Source organism: Actinomadura sp. B10D3 (assembly GCF_039871695.1).
Taxonomy (GTDB): Bacteria; Actinomycetota; Actinomycetes; order Streptosporangiales; family Streptosporangiaceae; genus Spirillospora; species Spirillospora madurae.
Genome location: NZ_JBDPLY010000004.1, coordinates 171,166 through 188,587, shown reverse-complemented (window position 1 = coordinate 188,587; position 17,422 = coordinate 171,166). Strand labels below are relative to the sequence as shown.

16 protein-coding genes are annotated in these 17,422 nt (G+C 75.4%); 8 read left to right on the top strand and 8 right to left on the bottom strand.

Translation table 11 applies throughout. The features are described 5' to 3' along the window. Positions 1-72: 72 nt before the first annotated feature. Both ABGB11_RS09340 and ABGB11_RS09335 read right to left on the bottom strand, forming a co-directional pair. On the bottom strand, positions 73-666 hold the full coding sequence (locus ABGB11_RS09340; RefSeq protein ID WP_347630902.1) for a TetR family transcriptional regulator: 594 nt from the start codon (positions 664-666) through the stop codon (positions 73-75). Between the two features lie 63 nt (positions 667-729). Beyond that, positions 730-1,944, bottom strand: coding sequence for an ROK family transcriptional regulator (locus tag ABGB11_RS09335; protein ID WP_347630900.1), 1,215 nt, complete (start codon positions 1,942-1,944; stop codon positions 730-732). A 231-nt stretch (positions 1,945-2,175) separates the two neighbouring features. Between ABGB11_RS09335 and ABGB11_RS09330 the strand changes: the two genes are divergently transcribed. After that, positions 2,176-3,666, top strand: coding sequence for a family 1 glycosylhydrolase (locus tag ABGB11_RS09330; protein ID WP_347630898.1), 1,491 nt, complete (start codon positions 2,176-2,178; stop codon positions 3,664-3,666). 39 nt (positions 3,667-3,705) lie between these two features. Beyond that, the gene (locus tag ABGB11_RS09325) at positions 3,706-6,921 is read left to right on the top strand and encodes a carboxyl transferase domain-containing protein (RefSeq protein WP_347630896.1); all 3,216 of its coding nucleotides are present in this window, start codon (positions 3,706-3,708) and stop codon (positions 6,919-6,921) included. Here ABGB11_RS09325 and ABGB11_RS09320 read toward each other — a convergent pair. Both ABGB11_RS09320 and ABGB11_RS09315 read right to left on the bottom strand, forming a co-directional pair. Beyond that, positions 6,854-7,699: an ATP-binding cassette domain-containing protein gene (locus ABGB11_RS09320; protein ID WP_347630894.1), complete on the bottom strand. Its 846-nt coding sequence runs from the start codon at positions 7,697-7,699 to the stop codon at positions 6,854-6,856. The genes ABGB11_RS09325 and ABGB11_RS09320 overlap by 68 nt on opposite strands. Positions 7,700-7,796: 97 nt before the next feature. Continuing rightward, positions 7,797-8,600 (bottom strand): SDR family NAD(P)-dependent oxidoreductase, encoded by an 804-nt coding sequence (locus tag ABGB11_RS09315; protein WP_347630892.1) that lies wholly within the window; start codon positions 8,598-8,600, stop codon positions 7,797-7,799. Between the two features lie 159 nt (positions 8,601-8,759). On the opposite strand from ABGB11_RS09315, the gene ABGB11_RS09310 reads away from it, so the two are divergent. Next, entirely contained in the window at positions 8,760-10,778 is a 2,019-nt protein-coding gene (locus tag ABGB11_RS09310) for an AAA family ATPase (RefSeq protein ID WP_347630890.1), read from the top strand. On the opposite strand, the gene ABGB11_RS09305 is transcribed toward ABGB11_RS09310, so the two are convergent. Then, positions 10,773-11,372, bottom strand: coding sequence for a helix-turn-helix domain-containing protein (locus ABGB11_RS09305; protein WP_347630888.1), 600 nt, complete (start codon positions 11,370-11,372; stop codon positions 10,773-10,775). The two genes, ABGB11_RS09310 and ABGB11_RS09305, sit on opposite strands and share 6 nt — an antisense overlap. A gap of 80 nt (positions 11,373-11,452) precedes the next feature. Between ABGB11_RS09305 and ABGB11_RS09300 the strand changes: the two genes are divergently transcribed. The 4 genes from ABGB11_RS09300 to ABGB11_RS09285 all read left to right on the top strand — a co-directional run bounded on the left by ABGB11_RS09300 (position 11,453) and on the right by ABGB11_RS09285 (position 14,672). After that, positions 11,453-11,851, top strand: a complete 399-nt coding sequence (locus tag ABGB11_RS09300) for a nuclear transport factor 2 family protein (protein WP_347630886.1) — start codon at positions 11,453-11,455, stop codon at positions 11,849-11,851. After that, on the top strand, positions 11,848-12,282 hold the full coding sequence (locus tag ABGB11_RS09295; RefSeq protein ID WP_347630884.1) for a nuclear transport factor 2 family protein: 435 nt from the start codon (positions 11,848-11,850) through the stop codon (positions 12,280-12,282). The genes ABGB11_RS09300 and ABGB11_RS09295 overlap by 4 nt, the downstream gene beginning before the upstream one ends. Before the next feature lie 126 nt (positions 12,283-12,408). After that, positions 12,409-13,602, top strand: coding sequence for an acyl-CoA dehydrogenase family protein (locus ABGB11_RS09290; protein WP_347630882.1), 1,194 nt, complete (start codon positions 12,409-12,411; stop codon positions 13,600-13,602). Continuing rightward, on the top strand, positions 13,599-14,672 hold the full coding sequence (locus tag ABGB11_RS09285) for an acyl-CoA dehydrogenase family protein (protein WP_347630880.1): 1,074 nt from the start codon (positions 13,599-13,601) through the stop codon (positions 14,670-14,672). Before ABGB11_RS09290 ends, ABGB11_RS09285 begins: the two co-directional genes overlap by 4 nt. Positions 14,673-14,675: 3 nt before the next feature. On the opposite strand, the gene ABGB11_RS09280 is transcribed toward ABGB11_RS09285, so the two are convergent. Genes ABGB11_RS09280 through ABGB11_RS09270 form a run of 3 tightly spaced genes read right to left on the bottom strand, consistent with a single transcriptional unit; the run spans position 14,676 to position 16,777 of the window. Next, positions 14,676-15,554 (bottom strand): pyridoxal-phosphate dependent enzyme, encoded by an 879-nt coding sequence (locus ABGB11_RS09280; protein ID WP_347630878.1) that lies wholly within the window; start codon positions 15,552-15,554, stop codon positions 14,676-14,678. After that, positions 15,551-16,195, bottom strand: coding sequence for a nucleoside monophosphate kinase (locus ABGB11_RS09275; protein WP_347630876.1), 645 nt, complete (start codon positions 16,193-16,195; stop codon positions 15,551-15,553). Before ABGB11_RS09275 ends, ABGB11_RS09280 begins: the two co-directional genes overlap by 4 nt. Positions 16,196-16,222: 27 nt before the next feature. Continuing rightward, positions 16,223-16,777 carry a universal stress protein gene (locus ABGB11_RS09270; RefSeq protein WP_347630874.1) on the bottom strand — a complete coding sequence of 185 codons (555 nt, stop codon included), beginning with the start codon at positions 16,775-16,777 and terminating at the stop codon, positions 16,223-16,225. Positions 16,778-16,923: 146 nt separating this feature from the next. Between ABGB11_RS09270 and ABGB11_RS09265 the strand changes: the two genes are divergently transcribed. Next, complete coding sequence (locus ABGB11_RS09265) at positions 16,924-17,421, top strand: XdhC family protein (RefSeq protein ID WP_347630872.1); 498 nt, start codon at positions 16,924-16,926, stop codon at positions 17,419-17,421. The last annotated feature ends 1 nt before the right edge of the window (position 17,422 follow it).

Genomic DNA, 17,422 nt, shown 5'->3' with positions numbered 1-17,422 from the left:
GGCGTTGCGGCCCCGCTCGGTCCTCGGGTTCAGCAGCCGCGAGGCGGTTCAGACGGTAGCGCGGGAGACCGCTTATGGGCCAGGCGTTTTCGCGGGGTCCTCGGAGGCGGCCACGTACCGGGTCGCCATGCGGGCGACGAAGTGGGCGAGGGCCTCCGGCGGGCCGGACGGCAGCATGATGTGGCTCATCGTCAGCCGCACCGCCGCGTCCGCGACCTCGGTGAGCGCCTCGCGGTCCAGGTGCGGCCACTGGCGCAGGGCGTGCTCGGCGATGCGCGCGCTCGCCGTGAACAGCACCGGCTCGGCCTGGGTCGTGAGCAGCGGGAGCATCTCGTCACCGCCCGCGCCGGTCAGCACCGCCTTCGCCAGCTGGTCGTCCGCCGACATCTCCAGCGTGAACGTCACCGCCGCGACCACCGCCGAGTACAGGTCGTCGTGCTCGGACAGCACCGCGTCGATGCCGTCGAGGTAGCGCTCGTTGTCGCGCAGCACGACCGCCTGCGCCAGGCCCCACTTGTCGCCGAACTCGTTGTAGACGGTCTGCCGGCTCACCCCGGCGGCGGACGCGACGTCCTGCATGCGGACGGCCCGGTACCCGCGCTCCACGAGCAGGCGGGCGGCGGCGTCCAGCAGGGACTCGCGCACGGAACGGCCGGCGGTGCCCATGGGCGTCGTTCCTCCAGGGTGTCGGGCTGGGCGCCCATTATCCCCCGCGGGCCCCCGGCCGGGCTATCGCGCCCCCGCCGGGTCGCCGCCGCGGTCGAGCAGGTGGGCGAGCGGGAGGGTGGCCGCGCCGACCGCGACGGCCTCCGGGCCGAGGTGGCACAGCTCGATCGCGGTCTGCGCGAACGGCTGCCGCAGCGCGTACGCGGCGGTGGCCGCCACGACCCGGTCCAGCATCCGGCCGCCGATCAGCAGGCCGGCCCACCCGCCGATGATGATCTTCTCGGGGCTGAACAGGTTGACCAGGTCGGCGATGCCCGCTCCGAGGTGCTCGGCGATCTCGTCGCGCAGGGCCGCCGCCGTGTCCGACGGGTCGGCCAGCAGCCCGGCGAGGGCCGCCTCCTCGTCCGTCCCGGCCGGGCCGCCCGCCGCCCGGTACCGCTCCAGCAGGGCCGTCGCGCCGACGTAGGACTCCAGGCAGCCGCGCGAGCCGCACCGGCACGGCGCGCCGCCCACCCGGGACGTGGTGTGCCCCCACTCGCCCGCACTGCCCGCCGCGCCCCGGTACGGCGAGCCGTCGATCATCACGGCGGCGCCGACGCCGGACCCGATCAGCGCGATGACGGCGTTGCGGTGCCCGCGGCCGGCGCCGAACCACATCTCGGCCTGGCCGAGCGAGGTCGCGCCGTTGTCGACGAACAGCGGCAGATCGGGGCGCCGGCCGCCCATGCCCTCGCGCAGCATCCGCTCCAGCGGCACGCCGTCCCAGCCGATGGTCTGGCAGTGCACGACCGCCTCGGGGCCGTGCTCGATCACGCCGGGGACGCCCACCCCGACGCCGATGATGGACGCGGGGTCGACCGACGCCCCCTCGATCACCGCGGGGAGGCCGTCGAGGATGTGCCGCACGACGGCGCGCTCGTCGTGCCCGCCGTCCCCGAGCGGCAGGTCGGCCTTGGCGAGCTGGGTCAGCTCCAGGTCGAACAGCTCGACCATGACCCGGGTCTCGCCGACGTCCACGCCGACGAGGTGGCCGTATCCGGCCGCGGTCTTCAGCAGCACGCGCGGCCTGCCCCCGTCGGACTCGACGCTGCCCGCCTCCACCACCAGCCCGGCCTCGATCAGCTCGCTCACCACGTTGCTGACGGAGGCGGGGCTGAGCCCGGTCTCGCGCGCCAGGTCCTGGCGGCTGAGCGGCCCATCGAAGTACAGCCGCCGCAGCAGCACCGAGCGGTTGGTGCGGCGCAGGTCGCGCACGGTCCTCCGGCGCCGTTCCGGCATCGGCCCCCCTCTCGCGCGGCCCGGCCGGCCGCGTCCCCCGCAGGTTCTCAGGTCTTGACCCGGCCATTATGTCACTGCTTAGATCACGCCGTGAAATAAGGGGTGATCTAACTCTCCGAGTGATCCCCGTCACTCTGACCGGAAGGCCGAGCCGATGCGTCATCCCACCTCGCGGGCGCACACGCCCGTCCCCGCCGGCGGCCCCGGGCCCGCGTCCTGCGGCCTGCCGCGGTGCTGGCCTCCGCCGTGCTGCTCGCCGCCGCCGCGGCCTGTGGTGGCGGGACGGCCTCCGGCGGCGGCGACGGCGACCCGAAGACGCTGACGTACTGGGCCAGCAACCAGGGCACCGACATCGCCGCCGACCAGAAGGTGCTGAACCCCGAGCTGGCCAAGTTCGAGAAGCGGACCGGCATCGAGGTCAAGCTGGAGGTCGTCCCCTGGACCGACCTGCTCAACCGGATCCTCGCCGCCACCACCTCCGGCCAGGGACCGGACGTCCTCAACATCGGCAACACCTGGTCGGCGTCCCTGCAGGCGACCGGCGGGCTGCTGCCGTTCGACTCCGCGACGATGGCCGAGGTCGGCGGCGCGCAGCGGTTCGTCCCGGCCGCGCTCGCCTCCGCCGGGGCCAAGGGCAAAAACCCGGCCGCCGGCCTCGCCTTCTACGACCGGCTGGTGGACGCGCTGCTGGAGGCCGGGATCGAGCCGCACCCGACCCTCTACCACTGGGACCTGCCGCAGGCGCTCCAGGACCGCGGCGGCTGGCCGTCCCGCGACACCGCCGAGCGGTTCGCCGAGTACGCCTCGGTCGTCGCCGCCGCGCTCGGCGACCGCGTGGCCTCGTGGACGACGCTCAACGAGCCGGTCTGCGCGGCCTGGCTCGGGCACCTGCGGGCGGTGATGGCGCCGGGCGTCGCCGACGTCCGCGCGGCGGTCCCCGCCTCCTACCACCTGCTGCTCGCGCACGGCCTCGGCGCGCAGGCCGTCCGCGCCGCCGCCCCGGGCGCCCGCGTCGGCATCGTCAACCTGCTCACCGACTGCGAGCCGGGCAGCGACCGGGACGAGGACGTGGCGGCGGCGCGGCGCGAGGACGGCCACCACAACCGCTGGTGGCTCGACCCGCTCCACGGCCGCGGGCTGCCCGCCGACATGATCGGGGAGTACGGGGTCGAGCCGCCGGTGCGCCCCGGCGACCTGGAGGCGATCGCCGCGCCGCTGGACTGGCTCGGCGTCAACTACTACCGCCGGTCGGTGAACGTCGCCGACCCCGCCGGCCCGCCGCCGCGGGCCCGGCAGATCACCCCGGCGGGGACGCCGCGCACCGGCATGGACTGGGAGATCCACCCGGACCGGCTGGAGCGGATCCTGCTGCGCGTCACCGCCGAGTACGCGCCGCGCAGCATCATGGTCACCGAGAACGGGTCGGCCTACCGCGACACCGTGACGCCCGGCGGGGCCGTCCACGACGCCGAGCGGACCGCCTACCTGGAGGCGCACCTGTCGGCGTGCGCGGCGGCGATCCGCGGGGGCGTCCCGCTGGACGGCTACTTCGCGTGGTCGCTGCTGGACAACTTCGAATGGGCGTACGGGTACGCCCAGCGGTTCGGGCTCGTCCACGTCGACTTCGCCACGCAGAAACGCGTGATCAAGGACAGCGGGCACCGCTACGCCGAGATCATTCGCGCCCACCGGGACCTCGTCGCCGGCGCGGTCGCTCCCTAGAGTGAGGGCTCGGCGGCTGAGGCGAGGTGGGGAGGCCGGGTGGGCGGGATCCTTGTGGCGAACCGGGGAGAGATCGCGCTGCGGATCGTGCGGGCGGCGGCGGAGCTGGGCCTGCGGACGGTCGCCGTGCACACCCGCGACGACACCGGCTCCCTGCACGCCCGCCGCGCCGACGAGGTCCGGATCCTGCCGGGCGAGGGCGTCGCCGGCTACCTGGACGCCGACGCGCTCATCGCCGCCGCGAAGGAGACCGGCGCCACGGCCGTCCACCCCGGATACGGGTTCCTGAGCGAGAACGCGGAGTTCGCGGCGCGCTGCGCCTCCGCCGGGCTGACGTTCACCGGACCCCGCCCGGAGCTGCTGGAGCTGTTCGGCGACAAGGCACGGTCCCGGGAGCCGGCGCGCGCGGCGGGCGTGCCCGTGCTGCCCGGCACGGGCGGCGCGGTGAGCGTGGCGGACGCCGAGGCGTTCGCCCGCGAGCACGGTCCCGTCATGCTCAAGGCCCTCGCGGGCGGCGGCGGGCGCGGCATGCGCGCCGTCGCCGATCCCGCCGGCGTGGCCGCGGCCTACGAGCGGTGCCGGTCGGAGGCGCTCGCCTCGTCCGGCACCGGCGACCTGTTCGCCGAGAAGTACGTGCCGCACGCCCGCCACGTCGAGGTCCAGATCGCCGGAGACGGCACCGGCGCGGTCACCCACCTGTGGGAGCGCGACTGCAGCGTCCAGCGGCGCCACCAGAAGCTGATCGAGGTCGCGCCCGCGCCCGCGCTGCCCGCCGGCCTCCGGGACGCGCTGCTGGACGCGGTGCTGCGGATGGCCGGGCAGGTCCGCTACGACGGCCTCGGCACCTTCGAGTTCCTCGTCGACGGCGCGGAGTTCTGGTTCCTGGAGGCCAACCCGCGGCTCCAGGTCGAGCACACCGTCACCGAGGAGATCACGGGCGTCGACCTGGTGAAGACGCAGATCAGGCTCGCGCTGGGGGAGGACCTCGCGGGCGTCGGCCTGGCCGGCCCGCCGCCGGCGTCGGGCTGCGCCGTCCAGGTGCGGGTCAACGCCGAGACGATCGGTGCGGACGGCGCGCCGCGGCCCCGGGCGGGGACGCTGACCGCGTTCGCGCCCCCGTCGGGGCCCGGTGTCCGCGTCGACACCTGCGGCTACGCGGGCTACCGCACGAGCCTGCGCTACGACCCGCTGCTGGCCAAGGTCGTCGCCCGGGCGGAGGACCTCCCGTCCGCGGCCGTCCGCGCGCACGGCGCGCTCGGCGAGTTCGAGATCGCGGGCGTGGAGACCAGCATCCCGCTCCTGCAGGGCGTCCTGCGCCACCCCGGCTTCACGGCCGGCGGCGCCGACACGTCCTTCATCGCCGATCACCTGCCCGAGCTTCTGAAGAGCGAGCACCGCCGCTACTACGTCGAGACGGCCCCGGACGCGGCCGAGCCGGAGGCCGCGACCGCCCCGGACGCCCCTCCCGGCACGGTCGCCGTCGCCGCCCCGACGCAGGGGACGGTCGTGAGCGTCGAGGTGGCGGAGGGCGACCTCGTCCGGTCCGGGACGCCCGTGCTGATCCTCGAGGCCATGAAGATGGAGCACGTCGTGCGCGCCGAAGAGCCCGGCATCGTGCGGGCCCTCGCCGCCGCGCCCGGCGACACCGTCGCCGAGGGCGCGCCGCTGCTGTTCGCCGAGCCCGCCGAGGCGGACGGGGACCACGCCGCCGAGGACGCCCGGGCCGACCTCGACCTGATCCGCGCCGACCTCGCCGAGACGCTGCGCCGGCACGAGGCCGGCCTCGACGCCGCCCGGCCCGAGGCGGTCGCGAAGCGGCACGCGCGAGGCCACCGCACCGCGCGGGAGAACATCGGCGACCTGTGCGACGCGGGCACGTTCACCGAGTACGGCGCCCTCGCCATCGCCGCGCAGCGGCGGCGCCGGTCCCTGGACGACCTGATCGAGCGCACCCCCGCCGACGGCATGGTCTGCGGCATCGGGGAGATCGACGGCGCGCAGGCGGTCGTCATGTCCTACGACTACACGGTCCTGGCCGGGACGCAGGGCCACCAGAACCACCGCAAGACCGACCGGATGCTCGACATCGCGCACCGCCGCCGCCTGCCGCTGGTGCTGTTCGCCGAGGGCGGCGGGGGCCGTCCCGGTGATACCGACACCTCCGCCATCTCCGGCCTGGACGTCACGACGTTCCACGCCATGGGGCGCCTCAGCGGCGTCGTCCCGTCCGTCGGCATCGCGAACGGGCGCTGCTTCGCCGGCAACGCGGCCCTCCTCGGCTGCTGCGACGTCATCATCGCGACCCGGGACGCCAACATCGGCATGGGCGGCCCCGCCATGATCGAGGGCGGCGGCCTCGGCGTGTTCGCCCCCGAGGAGATCGGCCCGATCGGCGACCAGGAGCCCAACGGCGTCGTCGACATCGTCGTGGAGGACGAGGCGGAGGCCGTCGCCGCCGCCCGCCGCCACCTCTCCTACTTCCGCGGGCCGGCGGACGGCTGGGAGTGCGACGACCAGCGGATCCTGCGGCACGTCGTCCCGGAGAACCGGCTGCGCGCCTACGACGTCCGGCGCGCGGTCGCCCACCTCGCCGACCGCGGCTCGGTACTGGAACTGCGCCGCGCCTTCGGCGTCGGGATCATCACCGCGCTGGTCCGGGTCGAGGGCCGCCCGATGGGCCTGATCGCCAGCAACCCGGCGCACCTAGGCGGCGCGATCGACCGCGACGCCGCCGACAAGGCCGCCCGGTTCCTCCAGCTGTGCGACGCGCACGGCCTCCCGGTCGTGTCGCTGTGCGACACCCCCGGCTTCATGGTCGGCCCCGACGCGGAGAAGACCGCCACCGTGCGGCACTTCGGCCGGCTGTTCGTGACCGGCGCGAACCTCAGCGTACCGATCATCACGATCGTCCTCCGCAAGGGCTACGGGCTCGGCGCGCAGGCCATGGCGGGCGGCGGGTTCAAGGCGCCGCTCGCGACCCTCGCGTGGCCCACCGGCGAGATCGGCGGCATGGGGCTGGAGGGCGCCGTCCGGCTCGGGTACCGCAAGGAGCTGGAGGCCGCCGACGATCCGCGGGCCCTCTTCGAGGAGATGGTCGCCGCCGCCTACGAGTACGGCGAGGCGCTGCACGCCGCCACGGTCTTCGAGCTGGACGACGTGATCGATCCCGCCGACACCCGCCGCTGGATCACCGCCGTGCTGGCCGAGGCCCCGCCGCCTCCGGACCGTCCCCGCCGGTGGATCGACACCTGGTGACGGGCGTCCCCTCCCGGTAGGCGTCCCTCACCCGGGGGTCGGCGCGGACCTCCGCGGGCGCGCCCGCCGCGATCACCCTGCCGCCGTCCAGGACGTGGAGGGCGTCGCAGACGCCGAGCACCGGCTCCAGTTCGTGCCCGGCGAGCAGGATCGTGAGGCCCTCGGCCGCCAGGTCGCGCAGCAGCACCTCCAGGGCGCGGGCGTTCCGCTCGGGCAGGCCCTCCCACGGCTCGTCCAGCAGCAGGACGGCCGGCTCGGTGGCGAGGGCCCGCGCCAGGTCCGCGAGCCGCGCCACGCCGGGCGGCACCGAGCGCGCGCTCTCCCCGGCGTACTCCTCGATGCCGACCCGGGCGAGGAGCGCGTCGGCGCGCCCGGCCGCGTCCCGGCGGGCGTCCCACCGGAAGCGCCACCGGTCGCGCGCGGTCCGTCCCGGATACCCGCGGGTCATCGCGTGTTTCGCCGCGGCGGCGCGCACGGTCTCCCGGACGGTCGAGGTCCCGGTCCGCCGGGGCCGCTGGAACGTGCGGGCGATGCCGCGCCGGGCCCGCTCGCGCGCCGCGCTGCCGGTGAGGTCGGCGCCGCCCAGGTGGACGGTGCCCGCCACCGGCCGCCGCAGGCCCGTGATGACGTCGCAGAGCGTCGTCTTGCCGGCGCCGTTCGGGCCGATCAGGCCGGTCACCGTGCCGGGCGGCGCGGTGAGCCCGGCGCCGTCGACGGCCGTCAGCCGACCGTACCGGACCGTCACGTCACGGACCAGCAGGCCCTCTGCAGCGGCCATCGCACCTCGCGGCTCGTGTGATGTGGGTCACCAGGGGTTCCACACCCTACTGACGGGCGAGGGCGGCGGCAACGGGGCGCCGAGGCGGGCGGCAGGGTCAGGGCGCCGGGGGCTCCAGCCGCTCGCGGGTCCACTCCTTGACCCCCGCGACGAACGCGTCGACGTCGGCGGCCTTGCCCGACGCCATCTCGGCGAACCAGTCCGGCACGTACCGCTCGAACCGCCCGCTCTCCAGGACGCCGAGGACGGCGTCGGCCACCTCCCGCGGCGGCAGGGCGTCCGAGACGTCGCTCAGCGGCTCCTCGTTGCCCGGCAGGGTGAACAGCTCCGTGCCGGCGATCAGCGCGGGCTGGATCACGTGGGCCTGCACGCCCGTCCCGTCCAGGTCGACCGCCATGCTCTCCCAGAACGCCGTGAGGGCCGCCTTGGCCGCGCCGTAGGCGGCCTCGTGCGGCGGCCCGAGCCGCGCCGCGACCGAGCCCATCGCCACCAGGTGGCCGCGGCCGCGCGCGACCATGCCGGGCAGCAGGGCGAGCGTCAGCCGCACCGGGGACAGGTAGTCGAGCCGCATCACGTCCTCGACCTCGGCGGAGGTGAGGTCCTGGACGCGGCGACGCTTCGGCATCGCCGCGTTGTTCACCAGCACGTCGACGCCGCCGAACGCGCGCTCGACGTCCGCGGCGAGGTCGGGGATCGCGTCCAGGTCGGAGAGGTCGGCCGTCCACATGGCCGAGTCGGGGGAGCGCCCGCGGCAGCGCGCGAGGACCTGCTCCAGCCTGTCCTTGCGCCGCGCGACCAGCCCGACCCGCGCCCCGGCGGCGGCGAGCGCCTCGGCGACGACGGCCCCGATGCCGGACGAGGCTCCCGTGACCAACGCCGACCGCCCGGTGAGTGTCACCATGCCGCTCAAGGTCACACAGCCCGGCCCCGGACGGCAAGGCGCAGCGCCGTCCGCCCCGCGCGTCGTCCACTCCGCCGCGGCTTGCGAGCCGTCCCGAGGGTGGGTCCGGTAAGGTCGTGGGTTCGCCCTCTTCCACCTCGCCGCCGGAGGTCTGCCCGCATGCCCGCCGAGCCCGCCGAACCCAGCGAGTCCGCCGTCCTCGCCGCGGAGCGCGCTCACCTCGTCGAGTCGCGCGCGGCGCTGCGCCGGATGCGCGAGCACGCGCAGAGCCTCACCGCCGACGTCGCCGCCGACTGGGTGTCCCGGCAGTTCCTGGAGTCGCTGCTCGACCAGCGGGTCGCCGCCCTCGCCGACCACCCGGACGCCCCGCTGTTCTTCGGCCGGATGGACCTCGACGGCGACGGCGGCCCCGACCTGCCGGCCGTCATGTACGTGGGGCGGCGGCACGTCCACGACGGCGCCGACGGCAGCCCGCTCGTCCTGGACTGGCGCGCCCCCGTGTCGCGGGCGTTCTACCAGGCCGGGCCGGCCGACCCGATGGGCTGGCGGCTGCGGCGCCGCTTCGGGTTCCAGGCCGGCGAGCTGACCGCGTTCGAGGACGAGCCCCTGGACGGCGGCGACCTCGGCCCGTCCCGGATCCTCACCGAGGAGATCGAGCGGCCCCGCACCGGGCCGATGCGCGACATCGTCGCCACCATCCAGCCGGAGCAGGACGTGATCGTCCGCGCCGACCTGCCTGCGACCGTGTGCGTGCAGGGCGCCCCCGGCACCGGCAAGACGGCCGTCGGCCTGCACCGCGCCGCCTACCTGCTCTTCACGCACCGGGAGCGGCTGTCGCGGTCGGGCGTCCTCATCGTCGGGCCGAACCGGGCGTTCCTCGCCTACATCTCGGCGGTGCTGCCCGCGCTCGGCGAGGTCAAGGTCGAGCAGGCCACGATCGACGACCTGCTCGGCGAGCCGCTGGGCGAGGAGCCCCCGGCCGTCGCCGCCGCCAAGGGCGACGCGCGGATGGCCGGCGTGCTCAGCAGGGCGCTGTGGCTGAACGTCCGCAAGCCCGAGGAGGGCCTCGTCGTCACCCGGGGCGCCGCCCGTTACCGGCTCGCCGACCACGAGGTCCGCGAGATCGCCGCCGGCCTGCGCGGCACGACCCGGTACGGCTCCGGGCGCGCGGTCTTCGCGCAGCGGCTCGCCCACCAGATCCTCGTCCGGATGGAACGGCGCGGCGAGGCGCCCGACGACCGCGTCCAGGACCAGGTCGCGCGCACCGGGCCCGTCAAGCAGGTGCTCGACGCGGTGTGGCCGAAGGTGACCGCCGAGCAGGTGCTGCACCGGCTGCTGTCGGACGCGGAGTTCTTGGCCAGGGCCGCGAAGGGCGTCCTGGACGCGGACGAGCAGGCCGCGATCCTGTGGGAGAGACCCGCCCGCTCGCACCGGTCGGCCAGGTGGACCGCCGCCGACCGGGCCCTGCTGGACGAGCTGAACGACCTCATCGAGCGCACCGCCTCGCTCGGCCACCTGGTCGTCGACGAGGCGCAGGACCTCTCCGCGATGCAGCTGCGGGCCCTGGGACGCCGCTGCGCGACGGGCTCGGCGACCGTCCTCGGCGACCTCGCACAGGGCACCACCCCGTGGTCGGCGCGGTCGTGGAAGGAGGTCCTCGCCCACCTCGGGCAGGACGGGGAGGTCACCGAGCTGGCCCTCGGCTTCCGCGTCCCGGGGACCGTCCTCGACTTCGCCGCCCGGCTGCTCCCGCACATCGCGCCCGGCCTGGAGCGGCCGCGCTCGCTGCGCCCCGGCGCCGGCGCGCTGAACGTGCGCCGCGTCCCCGACCTCGCCGCGGCCGCCGCCGAGGCCTCCCGCGAGGCCCTCGCCCGCGCCGGCTCGGTCGGGCTGATCGTCCCGGACGCGCGGGCCGCGGCGCTCGCGGCGGCGCTGGAGGCGGCCGGGCTGGAGCACGAGGTCCTCGGCGCCGCCTCCGACGGCACCGGACGGCTGCTCGTCGTCCCGGCGACGCTCGCCAAGGGCCTGGAGTACGACCACGTCATCGTCGCGGAGCCCGCCGCCATCGCCGCCGCGGAGGAGCGCGGCCTGGCCCGCCTCTACGTCGTGCTCACCCGCGCCGTCACATCCCTCACCGTCCTGCACCGGGAGTCGCTCCCGGCGGAACTGGCGTCATGACGCGGGGGCGGGAGGCGCGGAGGCCCGGCCGTTGTGCGGCCGCAGGCCGTCGAAGGCGATCCGCAGCAGGTCGTCGCGGGCGCCGGCGCGGCCGGCCGCGTAGGACATCCCGGCCAGCAGCGCCATGACCTCGCCGGGACCGACGTCCGCGCGGACGGCGCCGGCCTTCTGCGCGCGTTCGAGCAGGACGCCGAGGGCCGCCTTCAGCCCGGGCCCCGCCCGGCCGGTGGCCGCGCGGGCGTCGACGCCCGCCTCCGCCAGCGCCTCGGTGACGGCCTGCTTGGCCGCCGCCTGCGCGACGACCCGTGAGAAGAAGCCGAAGAACGCGGCGCCGGGGTCGCCGGCGGCGCGCAGGTCCTCCGCCTCGGCCGCGAGCCGCTCCAGCAGCGCGACGAGGACCGCCTCCAGCAGCGACTCCTTGGTCGGGAAGTGCCGGAACACCGTCCCGATCCCGACCCCGGCCTTCCGGGCGACCTCCTCGGTGGAGGCCGAGGTCCCCTGGACGGCGAAGACCTCCTCGGCCGCGGCCAGGACCTTCGCGCGGTTGCGTTGAGCGTCCGCGCGCAGGGGCCTGCCGGACGGCGGTGATGTCATCGCGGCCTTCCGTTGACAAGTGGAGTTGTCGCTCCGTATTTTCTCATGCGGAGCACGAACTCCGATTGTAGGGGAGAGTCATGTCCGAGTTCGCCAGCCCCCGGGCCGTCTTCCAGCGGCTGATCGACGGGATCACCGCCCGGCGGCACGAGGCGCTGCCGCAGCTGTACGCGCGGGACGCCGTGGTCGTGCACCCGTTCGCCCATCCCGCCTCGCGCCTGGAGGGCCGCGAGGCGCTGCGCGAGCACTTCGCCCGGCTGACGACGTGGCCGATGGAGCTGGAGGCGCGCAACGTCGTCGTCCACCAGACCGCCGACCCAGAGGTGATCATCGCGGAGTTCGAGTACCTGGGCCGCAACACCGAGACGGGGCGCGAGTTCGTCGTCCCCAACATCTTCGTGCTGCGGGTGCGCGACGGGCACATCGTGGAGTCCCGCGACTACGCCCACCACCGGGCGTTCGACGAGGCGATGGCATGACGCGGCCCGGGGGCATGGCGCGGCCCGGGCTCGCGTCGCCCCGCGAGGTGTTCGCGCGGCTCAGCGCGGGCATCTCGGCCGGCCGCTGGGACGAGCTGGCCGCCCTGTACGCCGAGGACGCCGTCGTCGAGCAGCCGTTCGCCCTCCCGCCCGCGCCGCCGCGCCTGGAGGGGCGCGCGACGATCGACCGGCACTTCCGCGCGGCCGGCGCCGGGCCGCTGGAACTGCGCGCCCGCGACGTGGTGGTGCACGACACCGCCGACCCGGAGGTGATCGTCGCGGAGTACGGCTACGAGGGCCGCGCCGCCACCACCGGCCGGACGTTCTCGGTCGCCAACATCCAGGTGCTGCGCGTCCGGGACGGGCTCGTCGTGGAGTCCCGCGACTACCACGACCATGCGGGGCTGGCGCGGGCAATGGCGCCCGGCTGATCCGGCCGCGCGGGCGGTTGACTCGCCGTCCCGGCGGTTCCTAGGCTGGACGGGTCATACCGACCGGTTGGTATGTTCGTTGCGGGTGGCCCGGCCGCCACCCTCGCCCGCGCGGAGGTTCGCCCTGTGAGCACAGCACCGCCCGACGCCGACGAGCTGAGCAGGCGGGTCGGCGAGTTCCTCGCCGCACACGCCCCCTCGGCCATGGAGCCGCTGGAGTTCCTGCGCGCCCGGTTCGACGCCGGGCTCGCCTGGGTCCACTACCCCGAAGGGCTCGGCGGGCTCGGCGCCGCGCGGCACCTGCAGCCCGCCGTCGACCGCCGGTTCGCCGCGGCGGGAGCGCCGTCCAACCACCCGGAGCGCAACGGCATCGGGCTCGGCATGGCGGCCCCGACGATCCTGGCGTTCGGCACCGAGGAGCAGAAGCGCCGCTTCCTGCGCCCGCTGTGGACCGGCGAGGAGCTGTGGTGCCAGCTGTTCAGCGAGCCCGGCGCCGGCTCCGACCTCGCCGCGCTCGCCACCCGCGCCGTCCGCGACGGCGACGCCTGGACGGTCGACGGGCAGAAGGTCTGGACGTCCATGGCCCACGAGGCCCGCTGGGCGATCCTCGTCACCCGCACCGACCCCGACGTCCCCAAGCACCGCGGCATGACCTACTTCGTCTGCGACATGACCGCGCCCGGCGTCGAGGTCAGGCCGCTGCGGCAGATCACCGGCGAGGCCGAGTTCAACGAGGTGTTCCTCACCGGCGTGCGGATCCCCGACGAGCACCGGCTCGGCGAGGTCGGGGAGGGCTGGCGGGTCGCGACGACGACCCTGATGAACGAGCGGGTCGCGATCGGCGGGGGCGCCGCGCCACGCGAGGGCGGCATGATCGGGGTGGTCGCCGGGCTCTGGCGGGAGCGTCCCGAGCTGCGGACCCCGGCCCTGCACGATGCCCTGCTGCGGGCGTGGGTGGAGACCGAGGCGGCCCGGCTCACCGGGGAGCGGCTGCGCCAGCAGCTCACCGCCGGGCAGCCCGGCCCCGAGGGGTCGGGCGCCAAGCTGGCCTTCGCCAAGCTCAACCAGGAGGTGTCCGGCCTGGAGCTGGAGCTGCTCGGCGAGGACGGCCTGCGCTACGACGACTGGACGATGCGCCGTCCCACCGAGGTGGACTTCACCCGCCGCTCGCCCGGCTACCGCTACCTGCGCGCCAAGGGCAACTCCATCGAGGGCGGCACCTCGGAGATCCTGCGCAACATCATCGCCGAGCGCGTCCTCGGCCTGCCCGGCGAGATCCGCGTCGACAAGGACGTGGCGTGGAAGGACCTGCCCAAATGAGCGACCTGCTGTACGGCGAGATCGAGAACGATCTGCGCGCGAGCGTCCGCGACGTGCTCGGCGACAAGGCCCCCTGGACCGCCGTCCTCGCCGCCACCGAGAAGGACGAGCCCTACGACGCGGATCTGTGGCGGGCCGTCGCCGGACAGCTCGGCTGCGCCGGGCTGCCCGTCCCCGAGGACCTCGGCGGCGCCGGGGCCACCTGGCGCGAGACGGCCGTGGTCATGGAGGAGCTGGGCCGCTCCGCCGCGCCCGTCCCGTTCCTGACCAGCTCCGTGGTCGCCACCGCCGCCCTGCTGGCCGCCGGGGAGCGGGACCTGCTCGCGCGGCTCGCGGCGGGGGAGCGGATCGCGGTCCCGGCCGTCCCGTTCAGCACCGGACCCGGCGACGCCACCGAGACCGTCCGGGTGGAGGACGGGACTCTGACCGGCGAGGTCACCAGCGTCGCCGACGGCCTGGCCGCCGACGTCCTGCTCGTCCCGGCGGGCGGCGCGCTCTGGGCGGTGGACGCAGCCGACGCCGGCCGCACCGCGGTGACCTCGCTCGACATGACCCGGCGGCTCGCCGACATCACCCTGTCCGGTGCGCCCGCCCGCCGCGTCGCCGAGGGGGAGACCGCCGTGCGCACGGCCCTGCTCACCGGCGCAGCGATGCTGGCGTCCGAGCAGCTCGGCCTCGCCGAGCGTTGCCTGGACGACACGGTCGCCTACGTGAAGACGCGATACCAGTTCGGCCGCCCGGTGGGGTCCTACCAGGGCCTCAAGCACCGGCTCGCCGACCTGTGGACGTCCGTCACGCAGGCGCGCGCGGTCGCCCGCCACGCCGCGTCCTGCGTCGCCGCCGGCGACGAGGACACGCCGGTCGCGGTCGCGGTCGCCCAGGCCCACTGCTCGGCGGTCGCGGTCAAGGCGGCCGAGGAGTGCGTGCAGATGCACGGCGGCACCGGCTTCACCTGGGAGCACCCCGCGCACCTCTACCTCAAGCGCGCCAAGGCCGACTCCATCGCCCTCGGCACTCCCGACCGGCACCGCGCCGCCCTGGCCGCGCTGGTCGACCTACCCCCGGCCTGACGGTCAGCCGGACGGTCCCGCGCCGCCGGAGGGGCCGTCCGGGCGGCCGGTGAGGACGGCGAGGATCCGCGCCCCCTCGGGAAAGGCGCCCCGGCCGGCCAGCGCGAACAGGCCGGCCATCATCTTCGCCGTGTAGATCCGGTCGAGGACGATCCCGTGCCGCTCGGCGAAGTCGCCGATGAACGCGTCCAGCTCCGGGGTCCTCCTGGCGTAGCCGCCGAAGTGGAAGCCGTCCTCGACGTGCCAGGTCCCGCGCCGCCCGCCGAAGGCCTCGTGCTGGAGGCGCTCGACCTCGCCCTCCATGAACCCGCCCCTGAGGACGGAGAACCCGACGGCGCGCTGGCCCGGGGCCAGGCCGGCGGCGAGGCCGGCGAGGGTCCCGCCCGTGCCGCACGGGCAGCACACGACGTCGAAGCCCGGGACCTCCGCCCCGAGTTCCGCGCAGCCCCGGACGGCGAGCGCGTTGCTGCCCCCTTCCGGCAGAAGGTAGAAGCCGCCCCATTCCCGCCGGAGCGCGGCGATGACGTCCGGTTCGTGTTTGCGCCGGTACGTGCCGCGGTCCATGTAGGTGAGGCGCATGCCCATCCCGGCGGCGTAGGCCAGCGAATCGTTCAGCGGCAGGTGCTCCTCGCCGCGGACCACCCCGATCGTCGCGAACCCGTAGATCCTTCCGGCCGCCGCTGCGGCCCGGAGGTGGTTGGAGTAGGCGCCGCCGAACGTCAGGAGCGTCCCGTGCACGCGCGCGGGGCCGATGTTGTGCTTGAGCTTGCGCCACTTGTTGCCCGGCAGCTCCGGGTGGACCAGGTCGTCCCGCTTCAGGAAGAGCCGCAGGCCGCGCCGTGCCGCGCGGTCGTCGTCCAGCTCCAGGACCGGCGAGGTCATCGCGGCATCGGCAGGCCGAGCCTCTCCCGGATCTCGCGCTGCACCTCGTCGATGCCCGGCCGTGCGTCCACCGTGACCACGTACTCCTTGCGGCCGAACAGCTCCAGGATCGGGTCGGTCCGCGCGCGGTAGTCGCGCATCCGCTCGGCGAGCGCCTCCTCGGTGTCGTCCTCGCGGGGCACCAGGGCGCCCCCGCACACGTCGCAGCGCCCCTCGACCGTCGGGCGGTCGGCGATCAGGTTGTAGTCCATCCCGCACCGGGAGCAGAGCCGGCGCGCCAGGGCGCGGCGGCGGACCTCCGCGTCCGGCAGGTCGAGGTGGATCACGCCGTCGATGTCGTAGCTCTCCAGGAAGAACTCCGTCTGCCGGCGGCTGCGCGGGAACCCGTCGATGACGAACCCGTAGTTCCAGTCGTGCTGGTCGAGCCGCTCCCGGACGACGCTCTCGGCCAGGTCGTCTCCCACCAGCTCCCCGGCCGCCATGATGCGCCGTACCTGCGCGCCCAGCTTGGTGTGGTTCTTCACGTGCCAGCGGAAGACGTCACCCACGCTGATGTGCACGATCTCCAGGTCCCGGGCGAGCAGCTCCGACTGCGTCCCCTTGCCGCTGCCGACCGGGCCGACGATGACGTACTTGCGCATGCGCAGAGCCTATGCGCCCGACCCCCGTCAGAGCGGGAGACGCAGACGGCGGCCGAGCCGGCGGAACCGCGAGTCCTGGGCGTGGCCGGGCGCCTCGTCCGTCGCGGTCAGGCTCTCCAGCAGCGTGTCGAACGCGGGCGGGCGGACGCACACCAGCGTCGCGCGGGCCCTCCGGGCGCAGTGCAGCCGCACGGACGGCCGCAGCAGCCGCGAGAACGGCCCCCGCGTCCCGTGCCCGACGACCAGCAGGTCGTCCTCGCCCGCCAGCCGGACCAGGGTGGCCCCCGGCTCCCCGACGAGCGCCAGCGCGGTCATCTCCACGCCGTCGGGCGGTCCGTCGCACACCTCCGTCAGCAACCGGGCGATCAGCTCCGCCCCGGACGCGCGCAGCGCCTCGGTGATGCCGCAGCCGAGCTGCCCCGCCGCCGACACGTGCGGGGGCAGCGGCGCGGCGTGGGCGACCAGCAGCGGCAGCCCGCGCAGCCGCGCCTCGCCGATCGCCCAGGACAGCGCGCAGCGCGCACCCGCGGAGTCGTCCACCCCCACCACGACGCGGGGGCCGCCCTCCGGTCTCGCGATCACGGTCCCTCCTGTGGCCGCCGGGTGACAGCAGTCTAGACAGAAGGCATACCCGTTCCAGCGCCGAAGTTCTACGTTCTGGAAACACCTGTTCGCGATAAGGCGCGGCCCCTGGACCGGCCGCCGCCGTGCGGGGCAGACTTTCCGACATGGCCACACCGCACGAAGCCGACCCTTCCTGCGCCGTCGCGCACGGCGACGTCCCGCCGCCCTCGGAGGAGCGGACGCTGGTCGCGGTGTTCGCCGGCCCGGTCGCCGACCACCTCCTGCGCTACGGCGCCGACCTCGGCTACCGCACGTTCCTCGTCGACCCCGACAAGTCGCGCGAGGGGGCGACCGACCTCCCGCCGCTGGACGCCACGGCCGACGTCGTGGTGACCGACCACCACCGGCCCGAGCTCGGCCCCGTCCTGCGCGACGTGCTGACCCAGCCCGTCCGGTGGGTCGGCGTCATGGGCAACCCCCGGCACCCGGCCCCGCACATCCCGGCCCTCACCGAGCTCGGCGTCCCCGCCGCCGACATCGCCCGCGTGCACCGCCCGATCGGCCTGAACATCGGCTCCCGGACCCCGGCGGAGATCGCCGTCGCCACCCTCGCCGGCCTCATCGCCGACCGCAACGGCCGCCCCGGCGGCTTCGAGTTCTAGC